This window comes from Plantactinospora sp. A48, assembly GCF_055793945.1.
The window spans coordinates 1-18262 of record NZ_JBTIXF010000095.1; the positions used below are offsets into that span (position 1 = coordinate 1).

General features: G+C 72.5%; 15 protein-coding genes and 1 pseudogene. 7 read left to right on the forward strand and 9 right to left on the reverse strand.

Going from position 1 to position 18262, the window contains the following annotated elements; genetic code table 11:
• Positions 1 to 197: 197 nt before the first annotated feature.
• Positions 198 to 1166: an NAD(P)/FAD-dependent oxidoreductase gene (locus ACXN5W_RS28825; protein WP_473161533.1), complete on the forward strand. Its 969-nt coding sequence runs from the start codon at positions 198 to 200 to the stop codon at positions 1164 to 1166.
• A 14-nt stretch (positions 1167 to 1180) separates the two neighbouring features.
• On the opposite strand, the gene ACXN5W_RS28830 is transcribed toward ACXN5W_RS28825, so the two are convergent.
• A complete protein-coding gene (locus tag ACXN5W_RS28830) occupies positions 1181 to 2131 on the reverse strand; it encodes a DMT family transporter (RefSeq protein WP_473161547.1) in 951 nt (316 codons plus the stop codon).
• Positions 2132 to 2160: 29 nt separating this feature from the next.
• On the reverse strand, positions 2161 to 3192 hold the full coding sequence (glpX, locus tag ACXN5W_RS28835; protein ID WP_473161534.1) for a class II fructose-bisphosphatase: 1032 nt from the start codon (positions 3190 to 3192) through the stop codon (positions 2161 to 2163).
• 311 nt (positions 3193 to 3503) lie between these two features.
• On the opposite strand from glpX, the gene ACXN5W_RS28840 reads away from it, so the two are divergent.
• The gene (locus ACXN5W_RS28840) at positions 3504 to 4040 is read left to right on the forward strand and encodes a DUF4245 domain-containing protein (protein WP_473161535.1); all 537 of its coding nucleotides are present in this window, start codon (positions 3504 to 3506) and stop codon (positions 4038 to 4040) included.
• Between the two features lie 78 nt (positions 4041 to 4118).
• Entirely contained in the window at positions 4119 to 4967 is an 849-nt protein-coding gene (locus tag ACXN5W_RS28845; protein ID WP_473161536.1) for a hypothetical protein, read from the forward strand.
• A 172-nt stretch (positions 4968 to 5139) separates the two neighbouring features.
• Here ACXN5W_RS28845 and ACXN5W_RS28850 read toward each other — a convergent pair whose 3' ends face one another.
• Positions 5140 to 5367, reverse strand: coding sequence for an exodeoxyribonuclease VII small subunit (locus ACXN5W_RS28850; RefSeq protein ID WP_473161537.1), 228 nt, complete (start codon positions 5365 to 5367; stop codon positions 5140 to 5142).
• 647 nt (positions 5368 to 6014) lie between these two features.
• Positions 6015 to 7235, reverse strand: a complete 1221-nt coding sequence (gene xseA, locus ACXN5W_RS28855) for an exodeoxyribonuclease VII large subunit (protein ID WP_473161538.1) — start codon at positions 7233 to 7235, stop codon at positions 6015 to 6017.
• Positions 7236 to 7364: 129 nt separating this feature from the next.
• On the opposite strand from xseA, the gene ACXN5W_RS28860 reads away from it, so the two are divergent.
• Complete coding sequence (locus ACXN5W_RS28860; protein ID WP_473161539.1) at positions 7365 to 8378, forward strand: 4-hydroxy-3-methylbut-2-enyl diphosphate reductase; 1014 nt, start codon at positions 7365 to 7367, stop codon at positions 8376 to 8378.
• Positions 8379 to 8566: 188 nt separating this feature from the next.
• Complete coding sequence (locus ACXN5W_RS28865; RefSeq protein WP_473161540.1) at positions 8567 to 8848, forward strand: hypothetical protein; 282 nt, start codon at positions 8567 to 8569, stop codon at positions 8846 to 8848.
• A 289-nt stretch (positions 8849 to 9137) separates the two neighbouring features.
• On the opposite strand, the pseudogene ACXN5W_RS28870 reads toward ACXN5W_RS28865, so the two are convergent.
• Positions 9138 to 10280 (reverse strand): annotated as a pseudogene (locus tag ACXN5W_RS28870) (DNA recombination protein RmuC); the annotation flags it as partial.
• A 54-nt stretch (positions 10281 to 10334) separates the two neighbouring features.
• Between ACXN5W_RS28870 and ACXN5W_RS28875 the strand changes: the two are divergent.
• Both ACXN5W_RS28875 and ACXN5W_RS28880 read left to right on the forward strand, forming a co-directional pair.
• Positions 10335 to 11237: a hypothetical protein gene (locus ACXN5W_RS28875; RefSeq protein WP_473161541.1), complete on the forward strand. Its 903-nt coding sequence runs from the start codon at positions 10335 to 10337 to the stop codon at positions 11235 to 11237.
• Between the two features lie 180 nt (positions 11238 to 11417).
• A complete protein-coding gene (locus tag ACXN5W_RS28880; protein WP_473161542.1) occupies positions 11418 to 12065 on the forward strand; it encodes a hypothetical protein in 648 nt (215 codons plus the stop codon).
• A 110-nt stretch (positions 12066 to 12175) separates the two neighbouring features.
• Here the strand turns inward: ACXN5W_RS28880 and ACXN5W_RS28885 are convergent, their stop codons facing one another.
• The 4 genes from ACXN5W_RS28885 to ACXN5W_RS28900 are packed head-to-tail and all read right to left on the reverse strand — an operon-like array spanning position 12176 to position 18150.
• A complete protein-coding gene (locus tag ACXN5W_RS28885; protein WP_473161543.1) occupies positions 12176 to 14080 on the reverse strand; it encodes an ABC transporter ATP-binding protein in 1905 nt (634 codons plus the stop codon).
• A complete protein-coding gene (locus ACXN5W_RS28890; protein ID WP_473161544.1) occupies positions 14077 to 15963 on the reverse strand; it encodes an ABC transporter ATP-binding protein in 1887 nt (628 codons plus the stop codon). Before ACXN5W_RS28890 ends, ACXN5W_RS28885 begins: the two co-directional genes overlap by 4 nt.
• 37 nt (positions 15964 to 16000) lie before the next feature.
• Positions 16001 to 16513: a methylated-DNA--[protein]-cysteine S-methyltransferase gene (locus tag ACXN5W_RS28895; RefSeq protein ID WP_473161545.1), complete on the reverse strand. Its 513-nt coding sequence runs from the start codon at positions 16511 to 16513 to the stop codon at positions 16001 to 16003.
• A gap of 29 nt (positions 16514 to 16542) precedes the next feature.
• On the reverse strand, positions 16543 to 18150 hold the full coding sequence (locus tag ACXN5W_RS28900) for a DNA-3-methyladenine glycosylase 2 family protein (RefSeq protein ID WP_473161546.1): 1608 nt from the start codon (positions 18148 to 18150) through the stop codon (positions 16543 to 16545).
• Positions 18151 to 18262: the final 112 nt, after the last annotated feature.

Sequence of the window (18262 nt, forward strand, 5' to 3'; positions counted from 1 at the left end):
CCCCCCGGAACCCCCCCTTTTCCCCCCCCCCCTCTCCCCCCCCCCCCCCTCCTACCCTCCCCTCCCCCGCCCCTCCCACCCGGGCCAGGCGGGCCGGGGGTTCGACCGGCGGCGACGACGCGCCGAGGCGGTATTGCCTCGCATGATCCGGGCGCCTACGGTCGGCAGCAGGGATCCACGGCGAAGGATGGTAGCTGGTGCGGGATATCGACATCGCCATCATCGGCGCCGGACCCACCGGCCTGTTCGCGGCCTACTACGCCGGCTTCCGCGGGCTGTCGGTCGCGGTCATCGACGCGCTGCCCGAGCCCGGCGGCCAGGTGGCCGCCATGTATCCGGAAAAGCTGATCTTCGACATCGCCGGGTTCCCGGTGGTGAAGGGGCGCGACCTGGTGGCGAACCTGGTCGAGCAGGCCGCCACCGTCGGACCGGAGTACCTGCTGGGCGTACGGGCCGAGAAGCTGTCGTACCTCGACGAGCGCCCGGTGCTGGGCCTGGCCGACGGCACCCAGCTGCGCTGTCAGGCCGTGCTCATCACCGCTGGCCTGGGCAGTTTCACGCCTCGGCCGCTGCCGGCGGCGGACGAGTTCGCCGGCGCCGGAGTGCGGTTCTTCGTACCCGACCCGACCGAACTCGCGGGCCAGGACGTCCTGATCGTCGGCGGCGGCGACTCGGCGTTCGACTGGGCGCTGACCCTGCATCCGATCGCGCGTTCGGTCACCCTGGTCCACCGCCGGGACCGGTTCCGGGCCCACGCCGGCACGGTGACCAAGGTACGGGCGCTGCCGATCCGCCTCATCGTCAACGCCGAGGTCGTCCGGCTGCTCGGCACCGACGCCGTCACCGGTGCCGAGGTGGCGGTGCGGGACACCGGGATGGAGACCCTGCCGGTGGACGGCGTGGTGGCCGCCCTGGGTTTCACCGCCGACCTCGGCCCGCTCGCCGAGTGGGGGCTGACGTTGGACCGACGACACATCCTGGTGGACAGCACCATGGCCACCAACCAGCCCCGCGTCTTCGCCGCCGGGGACATCACGGAGTACCCCGGCAAGGTGCGACTGATCGCCACCGGCTTCGGTGAGGCGGCGACCGCGGTCAACAACGCCGCCGTCGCCATCGACCCCGGCGCGCACCTGTTCCCGGGGCACTCCTCGGACGTCGGCTGACCGGGTAGGGGTCGTCAGCGGCGGATCGGGCGTAGCGCCGCGACGCCCACGGCGACCAGGGTCAGGGCGGCGCCCAGCAGTGTGAACGGACCCGGTCGACCGGCCGTCGGCGGCGCGACGAGATCCAGGAGCACCGCGCCGACGACCTGCCCGGCGATCGTCGCCAGGCCCAGCAGCAACACCCCGGTGAACCGGACCACCACGGCGGCCACGGCGATGAAGACGATGCCGATCGGCCCGCCCAGATAGAGCCAGGGCACCGTGGGCCAGGCGCCGTCGGGCAGACCCCGGATCCAGACGTCGACGGCCAGCGCCACCAGCAGGGTCGCCGTGCCGACCGCGAAGTTGACGGTCGTGGCCGTCAGCGCGCTGTCGGAGGCCACCCGGATTCGCCCGTTGACGGCCTGCTGCCAGGCGATCCCGACTCCGGCGAGGGCGGGCAGCACGGCCAGCGCCAGCCGGCCCGGGTTGCCGAGGTGGTCGGCCACGGCGAGCAGCACGGCCAGCACCGTCAACACGGCCCCGGTCAGCCGGAGCGGGCTGACCGGCTGCCGACCGGTCGGTCCCACCCCGGCCCGGTCCACCGCAAGGCTGCTCGCCGACTGGCCGGCGACGACCGCGACGGTGAAGACCGCCACCCCGAGCGCGCCGACCGTGAGCCCCTGGGCCGCCACCAGGACGGCCCCACACACCCCGCCGAGGCACTGCCAGGGCCGTACGCCACCGTTACCCAGCGCGTCCCGCAGGGCCCGCAGCCCGCGCCGGCCCGCGGGCAGCGCCGGAACACCGACCAGCAGGAGCAGGAGGCCGAGCCCGAAGGAGACCACCGCGGCCACGATGCCGTCGTGCAGTCGTACCCCCAGGTCGCCGTTGATCCGGGACTGGACCGCCACCGCGAGGCCCGAGACCACGGCGAGCGCGATTCCGGTGGAGCGGCGGCCGGCCGGGACGGTCGGGCCACCCACCGGCTGGGCCGCGTCCAGGTCCGTGCGGCTCACTCCTGGTCGGCCAGGGGGCGTCCGTCGAAGTCCACCGCCGAGTACAGGGCCAGCTTCTCCAAGCGGTGGTACGAGTCGATCACCCGGATCGTCCCGCTCTTGGAGCGCATCACGATCGACTGGGTGTACGCCCCGCCCGCGCGGTACCGCACCCCGCGCAGCAGGTCCCCCGAGGTGATGCCGGTGGCCACGAAGAAGCAGTTGTCCCCGGTCACCAGGTCGTCGGTGCCGAGCACCCGGTCCAGGTCGTGCCCGGCGTCCAGGGCCTTGCGCCGCTCGTCGGCGTCCCGCGGCCACAGCTTGGCCTGCATCACCCCGCCCATGCACTTGAGCGCGCAGGCCGCCGTGATGCCCTCCGGGGTGCCGCCGATGCCCATCAGCACGTCGACGTCCGACTCGCCGCGGGCGGCGGCGATGGCCCCGGCGATGTCGCCGTCGGAGATGAACCGGATCGCGGCACCGGCCCGGCGGATCTCGTCGACGAGTTCCGCGTGGCGCGGGCGGTCCAGCACGCAGACGTTCACCCCGGACAGGTCGGTGCCCTTGATCCGGGCGATCCGGCGCAGGTTCTCGGCCACCCCGGCATTGATGTCCACCGCGTCCGCGTAGACCGGGCCGACGGCGAGCTTCTCCATGTAGAAGACGGCGCTCGGGTCGTACATGGCGCCCCGCTCGGCAACCGCCAGTACGGCCAGCGCGTTGGGCATGCCCTTGCTCATCAGCGTCGTGCCGTCGATCGGGTCGACCGCCACGTCCACCTCGGGCCCGCTGCCGTCACCGACCTGTTCGCCGTTGAACAGCATGGGGGCGTTGTCCTTCTCGCCCTCGCCGATCACCACGACCCCCCGCATCGGGATCGAGTTGATCAGTTTGCGCATGGCGTCCACGGCCGCGCCGTCGCCGCCCTCCTTGTCGCCCCGGCCCACCCACCGGCCGGCCGCCATGGCGGCGGCCTCGGTCACCCGTACCAGATCCAGTGCGAGGTTGCGGTCCAGGTCCTGCGGGATGCGGGTACGGGTGTTAGTCATGGTGGCTCCTCCTCGCGACGCTGCGGGGTGGCCGGCGGGCACGCGGTGCGATATCGCCGGCTCTGCCTGGAATCCTGGCACGATGGTCATCTGATCGCTGGCTCGGGGCGGTATTGGCGCAGATGACGGCAACCCACTCCGCGCGGCGGCGCCGCTTTCGGGGCTGTCAAGATAGGGGGGTGGACGCCGTTCAGCCTGCCGGTCCCGTCCAGGACGACCGGACAGCAACCGACCCAATCCACTCCGAAGACCCCGGAGCCGGGGCCGGCGGGGGTGATTCGGCCGTTGCGGATGATCCCGAACGGGCCGAGGTGATCCGCACCGCCACCCGGGCCCAGCGGTCCCCCCGGGACATGGCCCTGTCGCTGCTCGTGCTGCTGATCCCGATCACGCTCTTCATCTCGTTCTACCGGATCGTGCTCGACGGCGACGAGCCGATGACCGTCGACACGGCGCAGTCGGTCGCCACGGCCCGGGCGGCGAACCTCTTCCCGGTCCTCGACCCGGCGGACGGGCCCAAGAGCTGGAACCCGGTGAGCGCGAGCTTCCAACGCGGCGATGGCGGCGGCACCCTGCGGATCGGGTACGTGCTGCGCAACGGCAAGGGAGCGCAGCTCGTCGAGAGCAACGTGCCGGCCGAGAAGCTGCTGCCCGCCGAGCTGTCCGCGGCCGGTCGGCCGGAGCGCACCGTCGAGGTCAACGGTCGGGCCTGGCGGTCATACTCGGCCAAACCGGGCGAACGGGCGTTGGTGTTGCTGGAGCCGAACCGGACAGTGATTGTGGTTGGTGCCGTCGGGGAACAAGGGTTGAGCGACTTCGCCGCCGCGCTGCGGGAGGCGGATCGCTGACCGCAGCGACGTCCCGGTCAGGGCCCGTCGCCCCGCCCCCGGCCGCTCCGGCTGCCGGACGACAGCACAGGAGTTGACGTGAAGATCCGACGGTGGAGTGTCGTCGGCGTGACCGCCGCGATGCTCGTTCCCGGTCTTACCGCCTGCAAGCAGCCCGGTGCCGAGTCGAACGCGTCATCCTCGCCGTCGACCACGGCCGGTGCCTCCGCGTCGGCCGGCGCCGCGTCGGGCGTTCCCACTGACGCGAAACAGGCACTGCTCGACTCGACGAGGGAGATCGGCAACGGCAACTTCCGGTTCGACCTCGCGGCCGACCAGACCTCGGTCAGCGGCGTGGTACACAAGCCGAGCCGTGGGGCCGAGCTGCGGACCGCGCTCGGCGGCCCCGGGTCGGACCTGGCGATGAACTTCGACCTGATCTACATCGAGCCGGACAGCTGGGTGAAGGTCACCTTCAACGGCCAGGCCGCGGACAGTGTTCCGGCGCTGAAGAACTACGCCGGCAAGTACATGCACCTCGACCCGACCAGGGCGAGCGGCGTCCGTGACCTGAAGTTCGACTTCGATCAGCTCGACCCGGCCGGAAGCGAGGCGCTCACCAAGGCCGTGGTGGACGTCAAGCAGAGCGGTACGAGGGAATACTCCGGCACGATCGACCTCACCAAGGCCACCGACGCCCGGATGATCAACCAGGCGCTGCTCTCGGCGCTCGGCCCGAAGGCGAGTGCTCTGCCGTTCACGGCCAGCCTCGACCCGCAGGGCCGGCTGAGCAAGCTCACCATCCAGGTTCCGGCCACCGCCCAGACCAAGCCACAGTCGCTCGCGGTGACCTACTCCGACTACGGTGCCGCCACGGCGCCGCAGAAGCCGCCGGCGGGCCAGATCCAGGAAGCGCCTCCGGAGCTGTACAAGCTGTTCAACCGCTGATCTCCCACCGGTCCGGCCGTGGTGTTGCCTCGGCCGGACCGGCTCGGTCCGCGGTCTGCCTGACCGGCCGGTTTCGTGCCTCGACTCGCCGGACCGGGGCCGTGTGGAGTCCTGCCGGACCGGCCGTTTTTCGTGCCTCGGCTGGCCCGGACCGGGGCCGTCGCGGGGCGGGTTACTCCGGTCCGGACTGGCGGGCCGCCTCGATCCGTTCCCGGGCGCCGTCCAGCCAGTGCTGGCAGATCCCGGCCAGCTTCTCGCCGCGTTCCCACAGCGCCAGCGACTCCTCCAGCGAGGTGCCACCGGTCTCCAGGCGCTCGACCACCGACGCGAGTTCGGCGCGGGCCTGCTCGTAGCTCAGCCGCTCGTCCGGCTCGGTCCTGTTCGTCTTCTGCTCAGCCATGGCGGTCCCATCTCAACACACCGCCGCTCGGCGCCCGGTACGCCTCCCTCACGCCGCGCCGCCGAGCGCGCTTCCGTGCGCCGCGCCGCCGAGCGCGCCTTCCGTGCGCCGCGCCGCCGAGCGCGCTTCCGTGCGCCGCGCCGCCGAGCGTCCCTTCCGTGCGCCGCGCCGCCGAGCGCACCTCCCTCGCGCCGCGCCTTCCGTCCGCCGATGCACCCTACTGACGCTGGCAGGTCCCTCAAACGGTCAGCGTGGGCAGACTCTCACTGAGAGTGAAGACCGGTCGATCTTGCCCCCTCACATCTCCGTCCTTTGCAATGCTTCCCCCAGGGCTACAGCAACAACGAGTAATCCTCACCCCTGTTCGGGGCAGGACAACAATCAAGCATTTCGGCAGCTCAGTGCGGTGTTGCCTGGAGGGAAGCATTGCAAAGCGAAAGAACATCCGAAAGAGGAGCCGCTGACAAGAACACTTAGCGTAATCGGCGTGACTCAAGTAGGCATCGTCACCCATCGTGACGGCTAGGGTCGGCGGCTGCCTCTGCGGTCCGGTGAGCCTCCGCCTCAGCGCCCCAGCCCTTCGGCGCCTCAGCGTCTCAGCGCCTCAGCCCTTCGGCGCCTCAGCGCCTCAGCGTTGCGCCGTGCGGTCAGCCGTCGACGGTGGCCGACAGTTCACCCTCGGCGAGGCGTACCCGGAGTTGGTCGCCCTTGTCGACCTCGGCGGCGACCCGCACGACCTGCCCGTCAGCGCGCTGGACGATGGCGTACCCCCGGTCCAGGGTGGCGGCCGGCGACAGCGCGCGGAGCTGGGCCAGGGTGTGTCGCAGGTCGGCCTCGGCGGCCGCCAGCCGATGGTCCAGGCACCGCCGGCCGCGGTCGCGCAGGGCCGCGACCTCGACGGCGCGCTGCTCGACCATCACCTGCGGTCGGGCCAGTACCGGCCGGGAGCGCAGCCCGTCCAACCGGTGCCGCTCGCGGTCCAGGAACCCGACGACGGCCCGGTCGAGCCGCTGCCGGGCCTGGCGGATCAGGCGTAGCTCGTCGCCCAGGTCCGGCACGATCCGCTTGGCGGCGTCGGTGGGGGTGGAGGCGCGGACGTCCGCCACGTAGTCGACCAGCGGTGCGTCGGTCTCGTGGCCGATGGCGCTGACCACCGGGGTACGGCAGGCGAAGACCGCTCGGCAGAGTGCCTCGTCGGAGAAGGGCAGCAGGTCCTCCACCCCGCCGCCGCCCCGGGCCAGGACGATCACCTCGACGCTGTCGTCGGCGTCCAGCACCTTGAGCGCGTCGATGATCTGCGGCACCGCCGTGGGACCCTGCACCGCGACGTTGACGATCCGGAACTCCACCGACGGCCAGCGGCGCCGGGCGTTGGTGAGCACGTCGCGTTCCGCGGCCGAGGCCCGGCCGGTGATCAATCCCACCCGGCCGGGCAGGAACGGCGGGCGCCGCTTGCGGGCGCGGTCGAAGAGCCCCTCGGCGGCGAGCAGCTTCTTGAGTTTCTCCAGCCGGGCCAGCAACTCACCCAGGCCGACCTGGCGGATCTCATCGGCCCGCAGGCTGAGTGTGCCCCGGGCGGCGTAGAACTCGGGCCGGGCGTGCAACACGACCCGCGCTCCCTCGCGCAACTCCGGAGCACCGAGGTCGAGCACATCCCGGTTGGTGGTGACGGTGAGGCTGAGGTCCGCCGAGGGGTCACGCAGGGTGAGGAACACCGTCGCGGCGCCGGGCCGCCGGCTGATCTGGGCCACCTGGCCGTCGACCCACACCCAGCCGAGCCTGGCGATCCACGCGCTGACCTTCTGGCTGACCACCCGGACCGGCCACGGCTGCTCGGAACTGCTGGGCGGGATGTCAGGTGCGGCCACCCGGCCAGCCTACGGCTCCGCCCTCGAGTCACGATTGATCATGAAGGTGGCGGCCATGTCGTCGGCGTGTCGCGGAGCTAACTTCATGATCAACAAGACGGCGCCGGGGAGAAACGTAGGATGGGGTACGTGACCGAGGCTCAGGCGACATCCCGGACTGGAAAGCGCGTGCTCCTGGCGAATCCCCGCGGCTACTGCGCGGGGGTTGACCGGGCGGTGCAGACCGTCGAAGAGGCGCTCAAGCTCTACGGCGCACCGATCTACGTACGCAAGCAGATCGTGCACAACAAGCACGTCGTGTCGACCCTGGAACAACGCGGCGCGATCTTCGTGGAGGAGAACGAGGAGGTCCCCGAGGGGGCGATCGTGATCTTCTCGGCGCACGGCGTCGCTCCGGAGGTGTACGAACAGGCGCGGAGCAGGTCGTTGCGGGCGATCGACGCGACCTGCCCGTTGGTGACGAAGGTCCACCAGGAGGCCCGCCGGTTCGCCGCCGAGGACTACGACATCCTGCTCATCGGCCACGAGGGCCACGAGGAGGTCATCGGTACCGCCGGCGAGGCACCCGCACACATCCAGCTGGTGGACGGCCCCGACGACGCCGACAAGATCACCGTCCGGGACCCGGAGAAGGTGGTGTGGCTGTCCCAGACCACGCTGTCCGTGGACGAGACGCTGGAGACGGTCGCCCGGCTCAAGCGGCGGTTGCCGATGCTCCAGTCCCCGCCCAGCGACGACATCTGCTACGCCACCTCGAACCGGCAGCATGTGGTCAAGCAGATCGCCCCGGACTGCGACGTGGTGATCGTGGTGGGCTCGCGTAACTCCTCCAACTCGGTACGCCTGGTCGAGGTGGCCCTCGACGCCGGGGCCCGCGCCGCACACCTGATCGACTACGCCACCGAGATCTCCGACGAGTGGCTGGCGGGCGTCGGCACGGTCGGTGTGACCTCCGGCGCGAGCGTGCCCGAGGACCTGGTCCGGCAGGTGCTCGACCGCCTGGCCGAACGCGGCTTCACGGACGTGGCCGAGGTGACCACCGCGGACGAGCACCTGACGTTCGCGCTGCCCCGGGAGCTCAAGCGGGACATGAAGGCCGCGGCGGGGAACGCCGGACCCGGCCACGCCGTCAGACCGGTATGACCAGAGCCACCTGGACAGCCGCCTCCCTCGTCGCCGCCTGCCTCGCGCTGTCGGCATGCGGCACAGGTACCCCGGAGTCGTCGAGCGGATCCGGTGGGACACCGGCGACCACCATCCCGGCCAGCCCCACCGGCGAACTCTCCCCGTCCGGTGATCCCGCCCCGAGCGGTGCTCCGAGCGATCCACCCGTGTCATCGCCGCGCCCCATGCACCCGCCGCGCAGGACCACCCCGCCCCGGTCGCTGGTCCCGGCCCGACCCCCCGGCGGCCCCACCACGCTGACCGGGACCGTGTCGGCGGGCGTCGAGGGCAACTGCCTGCTGTTGAACGGCTACCTGCTCGTCGGCGGCCCCCGGGACGTGCTCCGGCCGGGCACCCGGGTCACCGTGGTCGGCGAGGTGAGCGCCGACATGATGACGACCTGTCAACAGGGCACCCCGCTGGTGGTGGAGAGCGCCCGACGGTCCTGACCGGACCCGGCGCCGGCGTCCGACCGGGTCTCAGGCCGACGCCTGACCGGATCCTGCGTCGGCGTCGGTTCGGGGGCCCGGGCCGACGTCGGTTCGGGAACTAGCCGGGGGATTCCGGCGGCGGCACGAGGTCCGGACGGCCCGCCACCCCGGTCGCCGGTGGTCGGTCGACCAGCGCCGGCCGCTGTTCGACCAGCGCCGGTGTCGGCGGCTGGTCCATCACCTCCGAGCCCTGGCGGCGGCCCACCGGCTCCGAGCCCCTGAGCTGGTTGACCGGTTCCAGCACCTGGGGCTGGTCGACCAGTTCCGGAGCCTGCGGCTGGCGCGGCGCCACCTCCACCTGGGGCGGCGGGTCCAGCTCGTCGCCGGAGACGCCGAGGTCGGCCAGCTTCCGCGCGCTGACCAGCACCCGTGCCTCCAGCGAGCCGACCGCCCGGTTGTACGCGGTCACCGCTCCGCCCAGCGCGTTGCCGAGCCGGGTCACATGATCGCCCAACGTGGACAACCGGCCGTACAGCTCGCGGGCCAGCTCGTGCACCGCCACGGCGTTGCGGGCCAACGCCTCCTGGCGCCAGGCGTAGGCGACCGTCCGCAGCAGGGCGACCAGGGTGGCGGGGGTGGCCAGCACCACGTTCCGGGTGAAGGCGTGCTCCAGCAGCGTCGGATCCCGTTGCAGGGCCACGTCGAGGAACGGGTCGGCCGGCACGAACAGCACCACGAACTCCGGCGTCGCCGGGAAGGCCGCCCAGTAGGACTTCGCGGCCAACGCGTCCACATGGGACCGCAAGGCGCGGGCGTGCGCGTCGAGCCGCTCGTCCCGGCCCCGCTCGTCGCGGGCCTCCATCGCCGACAGGTACGCGTCGAACGGCGCCTTGGCGTCGACCACCACCGAGCGGCCACCGTGCAGCCGGACCACCAGATCGGGGCGGACCACACCCGCACCGTCGACGCTGGCGGTGACCTGCTCGGCGAAGTCGCAGTGCTCCAGCATGCCGGCGGCCTCGACGATCCGCCGGAGCTGGTGCTCGCCCCACCGGCCGCGTACCTGCGGGGCACGCAGCGCCGCCACCAACTGCTTCGTCTCGGTACGCAGCTCGCCGGAGACCGAGTTCATCGCCCGGACCTGCTCGCGCAGCTCGGCGTACGCGTCGACCCGGTCGCGTTCCAACTCGGCGACCCGTTGCTCGTACCGGCGCAGGCTCTCGTGCAGTGGTGCGACCGCGCGGGCCACCGCCTCCTGGGACTGGGCGGTCGCCTCGTACGACAGGGCCCGCATGGACTGCTCCAGCCGGCCCTCGCCGTCCCGGGTGGCCCGCAGGGTGGCATCCAACCGGGCGACCTGGGCGGCCGAGCGGGCATTCGCGGCGAACCAGCCCAGCGCGGCACCGACCGCGAGGCAGGTCACCACCACGACCACCGTCGAGACGTCCATCCCGGTTAGCTTGCCAGCCGCGTACGACGGGACACGGGTGGGTACCGTCAAAACATGGAGGGTGTCCTGCTGGTTGTGCTGATTCTGATGCTTGGGGGTGCGTACGTGTTCTGGCGGCGATGGGGCAGGTCGCGGGAGGCCGAGGCGCTGGCCGACGCCCGCGCCGAGGCGCAACGCTGGTACGAGCGGCTCGGCGGGCAGTTGATGAATCTGCACGGCGACGAGCCGGCGGTCAAGCAGGCCCTGGTGGACGCGGGGGAGCGGTACAACGCGGCCGGCAGCCAGCTGGAGCAGGCCAGGACGCTGCGCCAGTTCGAGCTGGCCCGGGAGACCGCGCTGGAGGGGTTGACCTACATCCGGGCCGCCCGCACGGCGATGGGCATCGACCCGGGTCCCGAACTGCCGCCGCTGGCCGCCGCGCGCGGTGCCGGGCGCCTCACCAAGGAGCGTGAGGTGAACGTGCAGGGGCAGACGTTCCGGGCCGGTCCGCAGCCGGGCCAGGCGACCCCGTACTACTACCCGGGTGGCCAGTACCAGGGCCGGCCGGTGCCGGCTGGCTGGTACTCCACCCCGTGGTGGAAGACCGCCCTGGGCGCCGGGGCCGGGGTGATCGGCGGCATTCTGATCGCCGACGCGCTGTTCTCCCCGGCGTTCGCCGATCCCGGGTACGGCTACGGGGCCGGCTACCAGGAGGGTTTCAACGACGGCTTCGGCGACGGCCAGGACGCCGGCGACGGTGACGGCGGCGGTGCTGACGGCGGCGGTGGTGACGGCGGTGGTGACGGCGGTCAGGACCTCGCCGACCCCGGCGGTTGGGACGGCGGGGACAGCGGTGGCGGCTGGGACAGCGGAGACACCGGTGGCGGCTGGGACGGTGGCGACTTCGGTGGCGGTGGCGGTGGCGACTGGGGTGGTGGCGACTTCGGCGGAGGCGACTTCGGCGGGGGTGATTTCTAGGATCATCCCGCGTCGATCATGGGCTTCACCGCGAACCCGCCGCCGGAGATGGCGCGGTAGAGCCCATGGTCGACCGTGCCGGGGCGCGGAGGGTGAGGTCCTGTCCTGCGGGCAGCCGGTCGGTGGATGGTAGGGCCTACCGGATGGTTTCCGGGGGATCACCAGGGCAGAGTCGAGCAGGTGAGCGCGCAGACTGCAACCGTTGAACCGACGTACCCCGGACGTGGTGGCCCGGCCCGGGCCTGGCTGGTCGGTCTCGCGACCGCGGCCATCGCGGTCGGGATGGTGACGGCCGTCGCCCAGTCGGTCGGCCGGTTCCACTGGTGGGCCGGGTTCATCCTGACGCCGGGCGCCGTGATCGCGGCCGCCAGCGCCCCCCTGCTGGTCCGCGGCGGCAGCCGGGCGGTCGTCGGGTACGTGGTGGCCTGCCTGGGCGCGCTCGTCTTCGTCGTCGGCACCCTGCTGATGCTGGGCGCCATGGGCTTCGGTTGGCCACTGATGATCAGTGTTCCGGCCCTGGCCGTGACCGGCACGTATCTGTGGCGGCACGATCATCCGCTGCTGCGGGCGCTGCACCGGACGGTCGCGATGCTCGGACTGGTGGTGGCCGGTCTCGGAGCGACGTTCCTGCTGCTGCACGCGGGCTGGATCCACCTGCGGCCCGGCTGGTGGGGGGCGTTCAACATGGCGGCCGGACTGGTGATCGCGGCCAACGGCATCGAGGCGGCGCGGTACCGGATGCCGTACCGCACCTCGGCGGTTACCCTGGCCTTCGGTCCGGCGGTGGTCACGTTCCTGCTCGGCCTGCGCTTCCTGCGCGGCTTCTGAACCGGGCACCCTGAGACCTCGCTGCGCCGTGGGATCTCGCTGCACCGTGGACGAGGTTAACCGGGGGCCCTTCCTATACAAAAAGCGATAACAAGGTGCCCTTCCTTTCGTCACACCAGGCTGTCGCGCCACTGCTGGTGCAGGGCCGCGTACCGGCCGCCGGTGCCGACCAGGTCGGCGGGGGAACCGTCCTCGACGATGCGGCCCTGTTCGAGCACGAGGACGCGGTCGGCGATCTCCACCGTCGAGAGCCGGTGCGCGATCACCAGGGCGGTCCGTTCGTGCAGGATGGTGCGCAGCGCGTGCTGCACCAGCCGCTCGCTCGGCACGTCCAGCGCCGAGGTGGCCTCGTCCAGGATCAGCACCGCCGGGTCGGCGAGGAAAGCCCGGGCGAACGCCACGAGCTGTCGTTGCCCGGCGGAGAGCCGGCCGCCGCGCCGGTGGACGTCCGTCTCGTAGCCGTCCGGCAGGGCCCGGATGAAGTCGTCCGCCCCGATCGCTCTGGCCGCCGCCGCGATCTGCTCGTCCGTCGCGTCGGGCCGGCCGAACCGGATGTTCTCGGCCACGGTGCCGGAGAACAGGTGGGTCTCCTGGGTGACCATCACGACCGCCCGCCGCAGGTCGCTCTCGGAGATCCGGCGCAGGTCCACGCCGTCGAGCGAGACGGTCCCGCTCGTCGGGTCGTAGAACCGGGACACCAGCTTGGCGATTGTCGACTTTCCGGCCCCGGTGGCGCCGACCAGCGCCACGGTCTGCCCGGCCGGCACCGTCAGCTCCAGCTCGGGCAGGATCGGCGTGTCCGGCCGGTAGCCGAAGGCCACCGACCGGAACTCGATCCGGCCCCGGCCCCCGCCCGACCCGGTCGGCAGCGCGATGGGCTGCTCGGGTTCGGGCACCGCGGGCTTCTCGTCGAGTACGCCGGAGAGCTTCTCCAGGGCGGCGGTGGCCGACTGGAGCGAGTTGTAGAACTGGCTGAGTTCCTGCATGGGCTCGAAGAACCGGCGCAGGTAGAGCAGGAACGCGGCGAGCACGCCGACGCCCATCTGGCCGTGCAGCACCCGGGACCCGCCGTAGGTGAGCACCACCGCGATGGTCACGTTGCCGATCACCTTGATGCCCGGCGAGTACTTGGCGAGCAGCCGGAAGGCGTGCAGGTTCGCCGTGCGGTAGTCGTCGTTCACCGCGTCGAAGATCTGCTGGTTGCGTGGTTCCCGGCGGAACGCCTGCACCGCGCGGATGCCGCCCAGCGACTCCACGAAGTGGACGATCACCAGCGCGATCGCCTCCCGGGTGCGCCGGTACGCCTGCGCCGACGCCCGGGCGAACCAGATCGACAGCCCGAGCAGGAACGGGAAGGCCAGCAGGGTCACCAGGGCCAGCGGCGCGTCCAGCCAGAGCAGGATGCCGGCCACCGAGACGATGGACAGGGCCGCCAGCACGAGGTCGTCGATGCCGCCGTCGGCGAGTTCGGCGATCGAGTCCATGTCGCTGGTCAACCGGGCCACCACCCGGCCCGAGGTGTACCGCTCGTGGAACCCCACCGAGAGCCGCAGGAAGTGGTCGTAGACCCGGCGGCGCAGGTCGAACAGGACGGCCTGACCGATCCGGGCGGACAGCGTGAGGAAGCCGCGCTTACCGGCGTAGTCCGCCACGGTGGCCACCACGAACGCCGCGGCGATCATGGTGAGTGGACCCCAGTCGCCGGCCCGGAGCGGCCCGATGGCCCGGTCGATGCCGAGCATCACGAGGTACGGCCCCGCCATGGCCGCGGCGTTCTGGACGAGCAGCAGCACCACGGTGACCGCGAGCAACCGCCGGTGCGGACGCAGCAGCGACCGCAGCAGCGCCCGGCTGCGCGACCGGAGCAGCTCCACCGCCGGGGCGCTGGTGTCCTCGGCGGCGGTGCGGTCGGCGTCGACCTCCACCGCCCGACCCCGCCAACGTTCGAGGTCGAGGCTGCCGTCGGCCGAAGCGGACACGGCCGGTGCGGAGGCAGGTGGCACGTCGAGCGTCATGACCGGGCCAACCCCCACTCGCCGGCCTGCGCCGGGGTGTTCCCGGCGTCCTCGCCAACGGCGGTCGGGCTGTTCTCGGCGCCGGTCGGGGTGTTCGGGGCCTCCTCGTCGGTGGCGGCCAGCACCGCCCGGTACGCCGGCACGTTGGCCAGCAACTCCGAGTGGGTGCCGACGGCGGTGATCCGGCCGTGTTCCAGCAGCGCCACCCGGTCGGCCAGCGACACGGTCGACGGCCGGTGCACCACGACCAGCGCGGTGGTGCCGCGCAGCACCCGGGCCAGGGCCTGCTCCACGAGCGCCTCGGTGTGCACGTCGAGCGCGGAGAGCGGGTCGTCCAGCACGAGCACCCGGGGCCGACCGAGCACCGCGCGAGCCAGCGCGAGCCGTTGCCGCTGCCCACCGGACAGGGACAGCCCCTGCTCGCCGATCCGGGTGGACAACCCCCAGGGCAGGTCGTACACGAAGTCCGCCTGGGCCACCGCCAGCGCCGCGCGGACCTCGTCCTCCTGGGCGTCGGACCGGCCGAGGGTCAGGTTCTCCCAGACCGACATCGAGAACAGCGTCGGTTCCTCGAACGCCGCGCCCACGACGTGACGCAGCGCGTCGAGCCGGATGTCCCGGACGTCCCGGCCGTCCAGCAGGAGCCGCCCGCCGGTCACGTCGTGCAGCCGGGGCAGCAGGGACAGCAGGCTGGTCTTTCCGCTGCCGGTCGCACCCACGATCGCCACGGTCTCGCCGGGCTCGATCGTCAGGTCGACACCGCGCAGCACCGGTTCTGACGTACCGGGGTAGCTGAACCGGACGCCCTCGAACCGGATCGCGCCGGCGGTGTCGGCCGGGTCGACCGCCACCGCGCCGGGCCGGTCGACGATCGCCGGCCGGGTGTCCAGCACCTCCTGGATCCGATCGGCCGCCGTCATCGCCTCCTGGCCGTTCGCGATGATCCAGCCCAGCGACTCGACCGGCCAGACCAGCATCAGCTGGAGCGAGACGAACGCGACGAGGTCGCCGATGGTGAGCGCGCCACGGGCCGCGGCGATGGTGCCGGCGACCAGGATGGCCGACATGGTCAGGTTGGGCACCAGGTCGAATTCGGCCGACGTGCGGGCCAGCAGCCGGCCCTTGCCCACGGCTGTCTCCCGCAACTCGCGGGCGCTGCCGGCGAACCGGCGGGCCATCTGCGGATGGCGGCCGTACGCCTTGATCGTGCGCAACCCCTGCGCGGACTCCTCCACCAGCGTCGCGACGTCGCCGAGCTGGTCCTGCATCCGCCGGGACGCGGTGAGGTAGTACCGGGTGAACCGCCGGCTGACCAGGAACAGCGGGACCGCGCTGGCACCCACCACCAGACCGAGCGGCCAGTTGAGCCCGATCAGCAACGCCACCACCGTGACGTAGGTGAGCAGGTTGACGATCAGGAAGATCAGGCCGAACGAGAGGAAGCGACGGATCACCGAGAGGTCGCTGGTGACCCGGGACAGTAGCTGGCCGGACTGCCACCGGTCGTGGAAGCCGATCGGCAGCCGTTGCAGGTGTGCGTAGATCTCGGTGCGGATGGCCGCTTCCATGCCCATGGCCGCCGACGACTGCACCCAGCGCCGGATGAAGATCAGCAGCGCCTCGATCAGGCCCAGCGCCAGGGCCAGGCCGCCCAGCCAGAGCAGCCCGGCCCGGTCGCGGTGGGCGATCGGTCCGTCCACCACCCGGCGGACCACCAGCGGTACCGCGATGCCCGCGCCGGTGGACGCGAGCGCGGCAAGCACCAACCAGGCGAGCTGGCCGGCGTACGGGCGTACGTACCGGCGCAGCCGCCACAGGTTGTGTGTGGGATGCCGCCTTCCGGCCACCCGTCCCGAGTCACGGGGGTCGCGAGCGGCAGGCACGTTCCGACCGTACCGGTCAGGAACAACCCTCCGTGAGTCAGGTTGTCGTCAACCGCCGCTCGTGACCGAGAAGCCACTTTTTCACCGGTAGTCCCCAGCGGTAGCCGCCCAGAGTTCCATCGGTGCGCAGCACCCGGTGGCAGGGGACGAAGAGCGCGACGGCGTTCTGCGCGCAGGCCCCCGCCGCCGCCCGGACCGCCCGGGGCCGGCCGGACAGCTCGGCGAAACCGGTGTAGGTCACCGGCTGGCCGGGCTTGACCAGGCGCAGCGTCCGCCAGGCGTGGTCCCGGAACTCGCCGCCGGTGTGCTGCCGGACCGGTACGTCGTCAAGCGCGCCGAGGTCACCGTCCAGGTAGGCGGCGACGGCGTGGCCGACCGGCCCGCCGTCCGGGGCCGGGCTGACGGGCCCACGCAGGCTGGGATGGACGAGCGCGAGCAACGGTTCGGTCGCGGTGGTGAACCCGGCAGCCCGCACCGCGCCGTCGGGATCGACCAGCACGGTGAACGGGCCGGTCGGCGTGTCGATGGTGCTGCTGGTCAGGGCATCCATGTTGCTCTCCCAAGGGTTCGGTGTCCGGGTCATTCCGCGCGCCAGAGCCGTACGACGGCGTACGAACGCCACGGTCGCCATCGGCGCGCGGCTTGGTCCAGCCCGACCGGGTCGCTGGGCAGGGCGAGCGTCGCGGCGCCCCGGCGGACGCCCAGGTCGGTGGGCAGGAACGCGTCCGGGTCGCCGATCGCCCGCATGGCGACGTAACCGGCGGTCCAGGGGCCGATTCCGGGCAGCGCGCTGAGCCGGGCGACGGCCTCGGCGCGGTCGCCGCCCGGCTCCAGGTCCAGTTCGCCGCTGGCGCAGGCCCGGGCGACCGCCCGGATCGTCTCCCGCCGGGCGGTAGGCATCCGGAACGCCGTGTCGGGCAGACAGAGAACCTGTTCGGGGCTGGGAAACGCGACCAGTCCGGCGTCGTTCGGGCCATCGGCATCGGCATCAAGGGGGGCGGCGGCATCGAGGGCGGCGGCATCGAGGGCGGCGGCGGTCAACCGGGCCAGCACGGTCCGGGCACCGGCCACCGAGACCTGTTGCCCGACGATCGCCCGGACCGCCATCTCGAAGCCGTCGACGGCGCGGGGCACCCGTACCCCCGGCTCACGCTCCACCACGGCGGCGAGCGCCGGATCGGCGGCCAGCGTGGTGTCGACGGCCACCGGGTCGGCGTCCAGGTCCAGCAACCGTCGGCAGCGCGCCACCGCCGGTGCCAGGTCGCGGACATCCGCCAGCCACAGCGTCGCGGTCACGTACCCGGATCGCGGGGTCAGCGCGATCCGGGCGGGGCCGTGCGGCAGGCGCAGGCCCCGCCGGTACGTACCGGCGGTCACCTCCTCCACCCCCGGCACCGCGCGGAGCGCGAGAAAGTCCAGCAGCGCGCCCGCGTGCAACGGCGGCCGGTACGCGAGCCGCAGCGAGATCGTCCCCGGCCGGGCGCCCCCGAAGCCGGCGCGATCGGCGGTCCCGGCGTCCCAGGCGGCGGTCCCGGCGTTCGGGGTGGCGGTCGCGGCGTTCGGGGTGGCGGTCCGGCCGTTCGGGGCGGCGGTGTCGGCGCCCGGGGTCGCGGCCGAACCGGTGGGTCGGCGCCGGGCCCGGAGCTGGGACGGCGCGACGGCGTACACCTCGCGCATCGTGTCGTTGAACTGCCGCACGCTGCCGAAGCCGGCCGCGAAGGCGATCTCGGCGAGCCCGAGATCCGTCGTCTCGACCAGTATCCGGGCGGTCTGCGCCCGCTGCGCGCGGGCCAGGGCCAGCGGGCCGGCGCCCAGCTCGGCGGTGAGCAGCCGGTGCAGGTGCCGCTCGGTGTAGCCCAACCGGGCGGCCAGGCCCGGAACGCCGGCCCGGTCCACGATGCCGTCGGCGATCAGCCGCATGGCCCGGCCGACCAGATCGCCCCGGACGTCCCACTCCGGCGAGCCGGGGGAGGCGTCCGGGCGGCAGCGCCGGCAGGCCCGGAAGCCGGCCCGTTGCGCGGCGGCCGAAGACGGATAGAAGCGGACGTTCCGTCGCTTCGGCGTGGTGGCCGGGCAGGACGGCCGGCAGTAGATGCGGGTGGTGGTCACGGCGGTGAAGAACCAGCCGTCGAACCGCAGGTCGCGACTGTCGACCGCGCGGTAACACCGTTCGAAGTCCAGGTCCACACCGCAATACTGCCCCCCACCCCCTCCCACAGCTGGCGGGATTCAGACCTCACGATCACCCCACCCCGCTGATCACCCCCACCCCCACCCCCACCCCCACCCCCACCCCCAC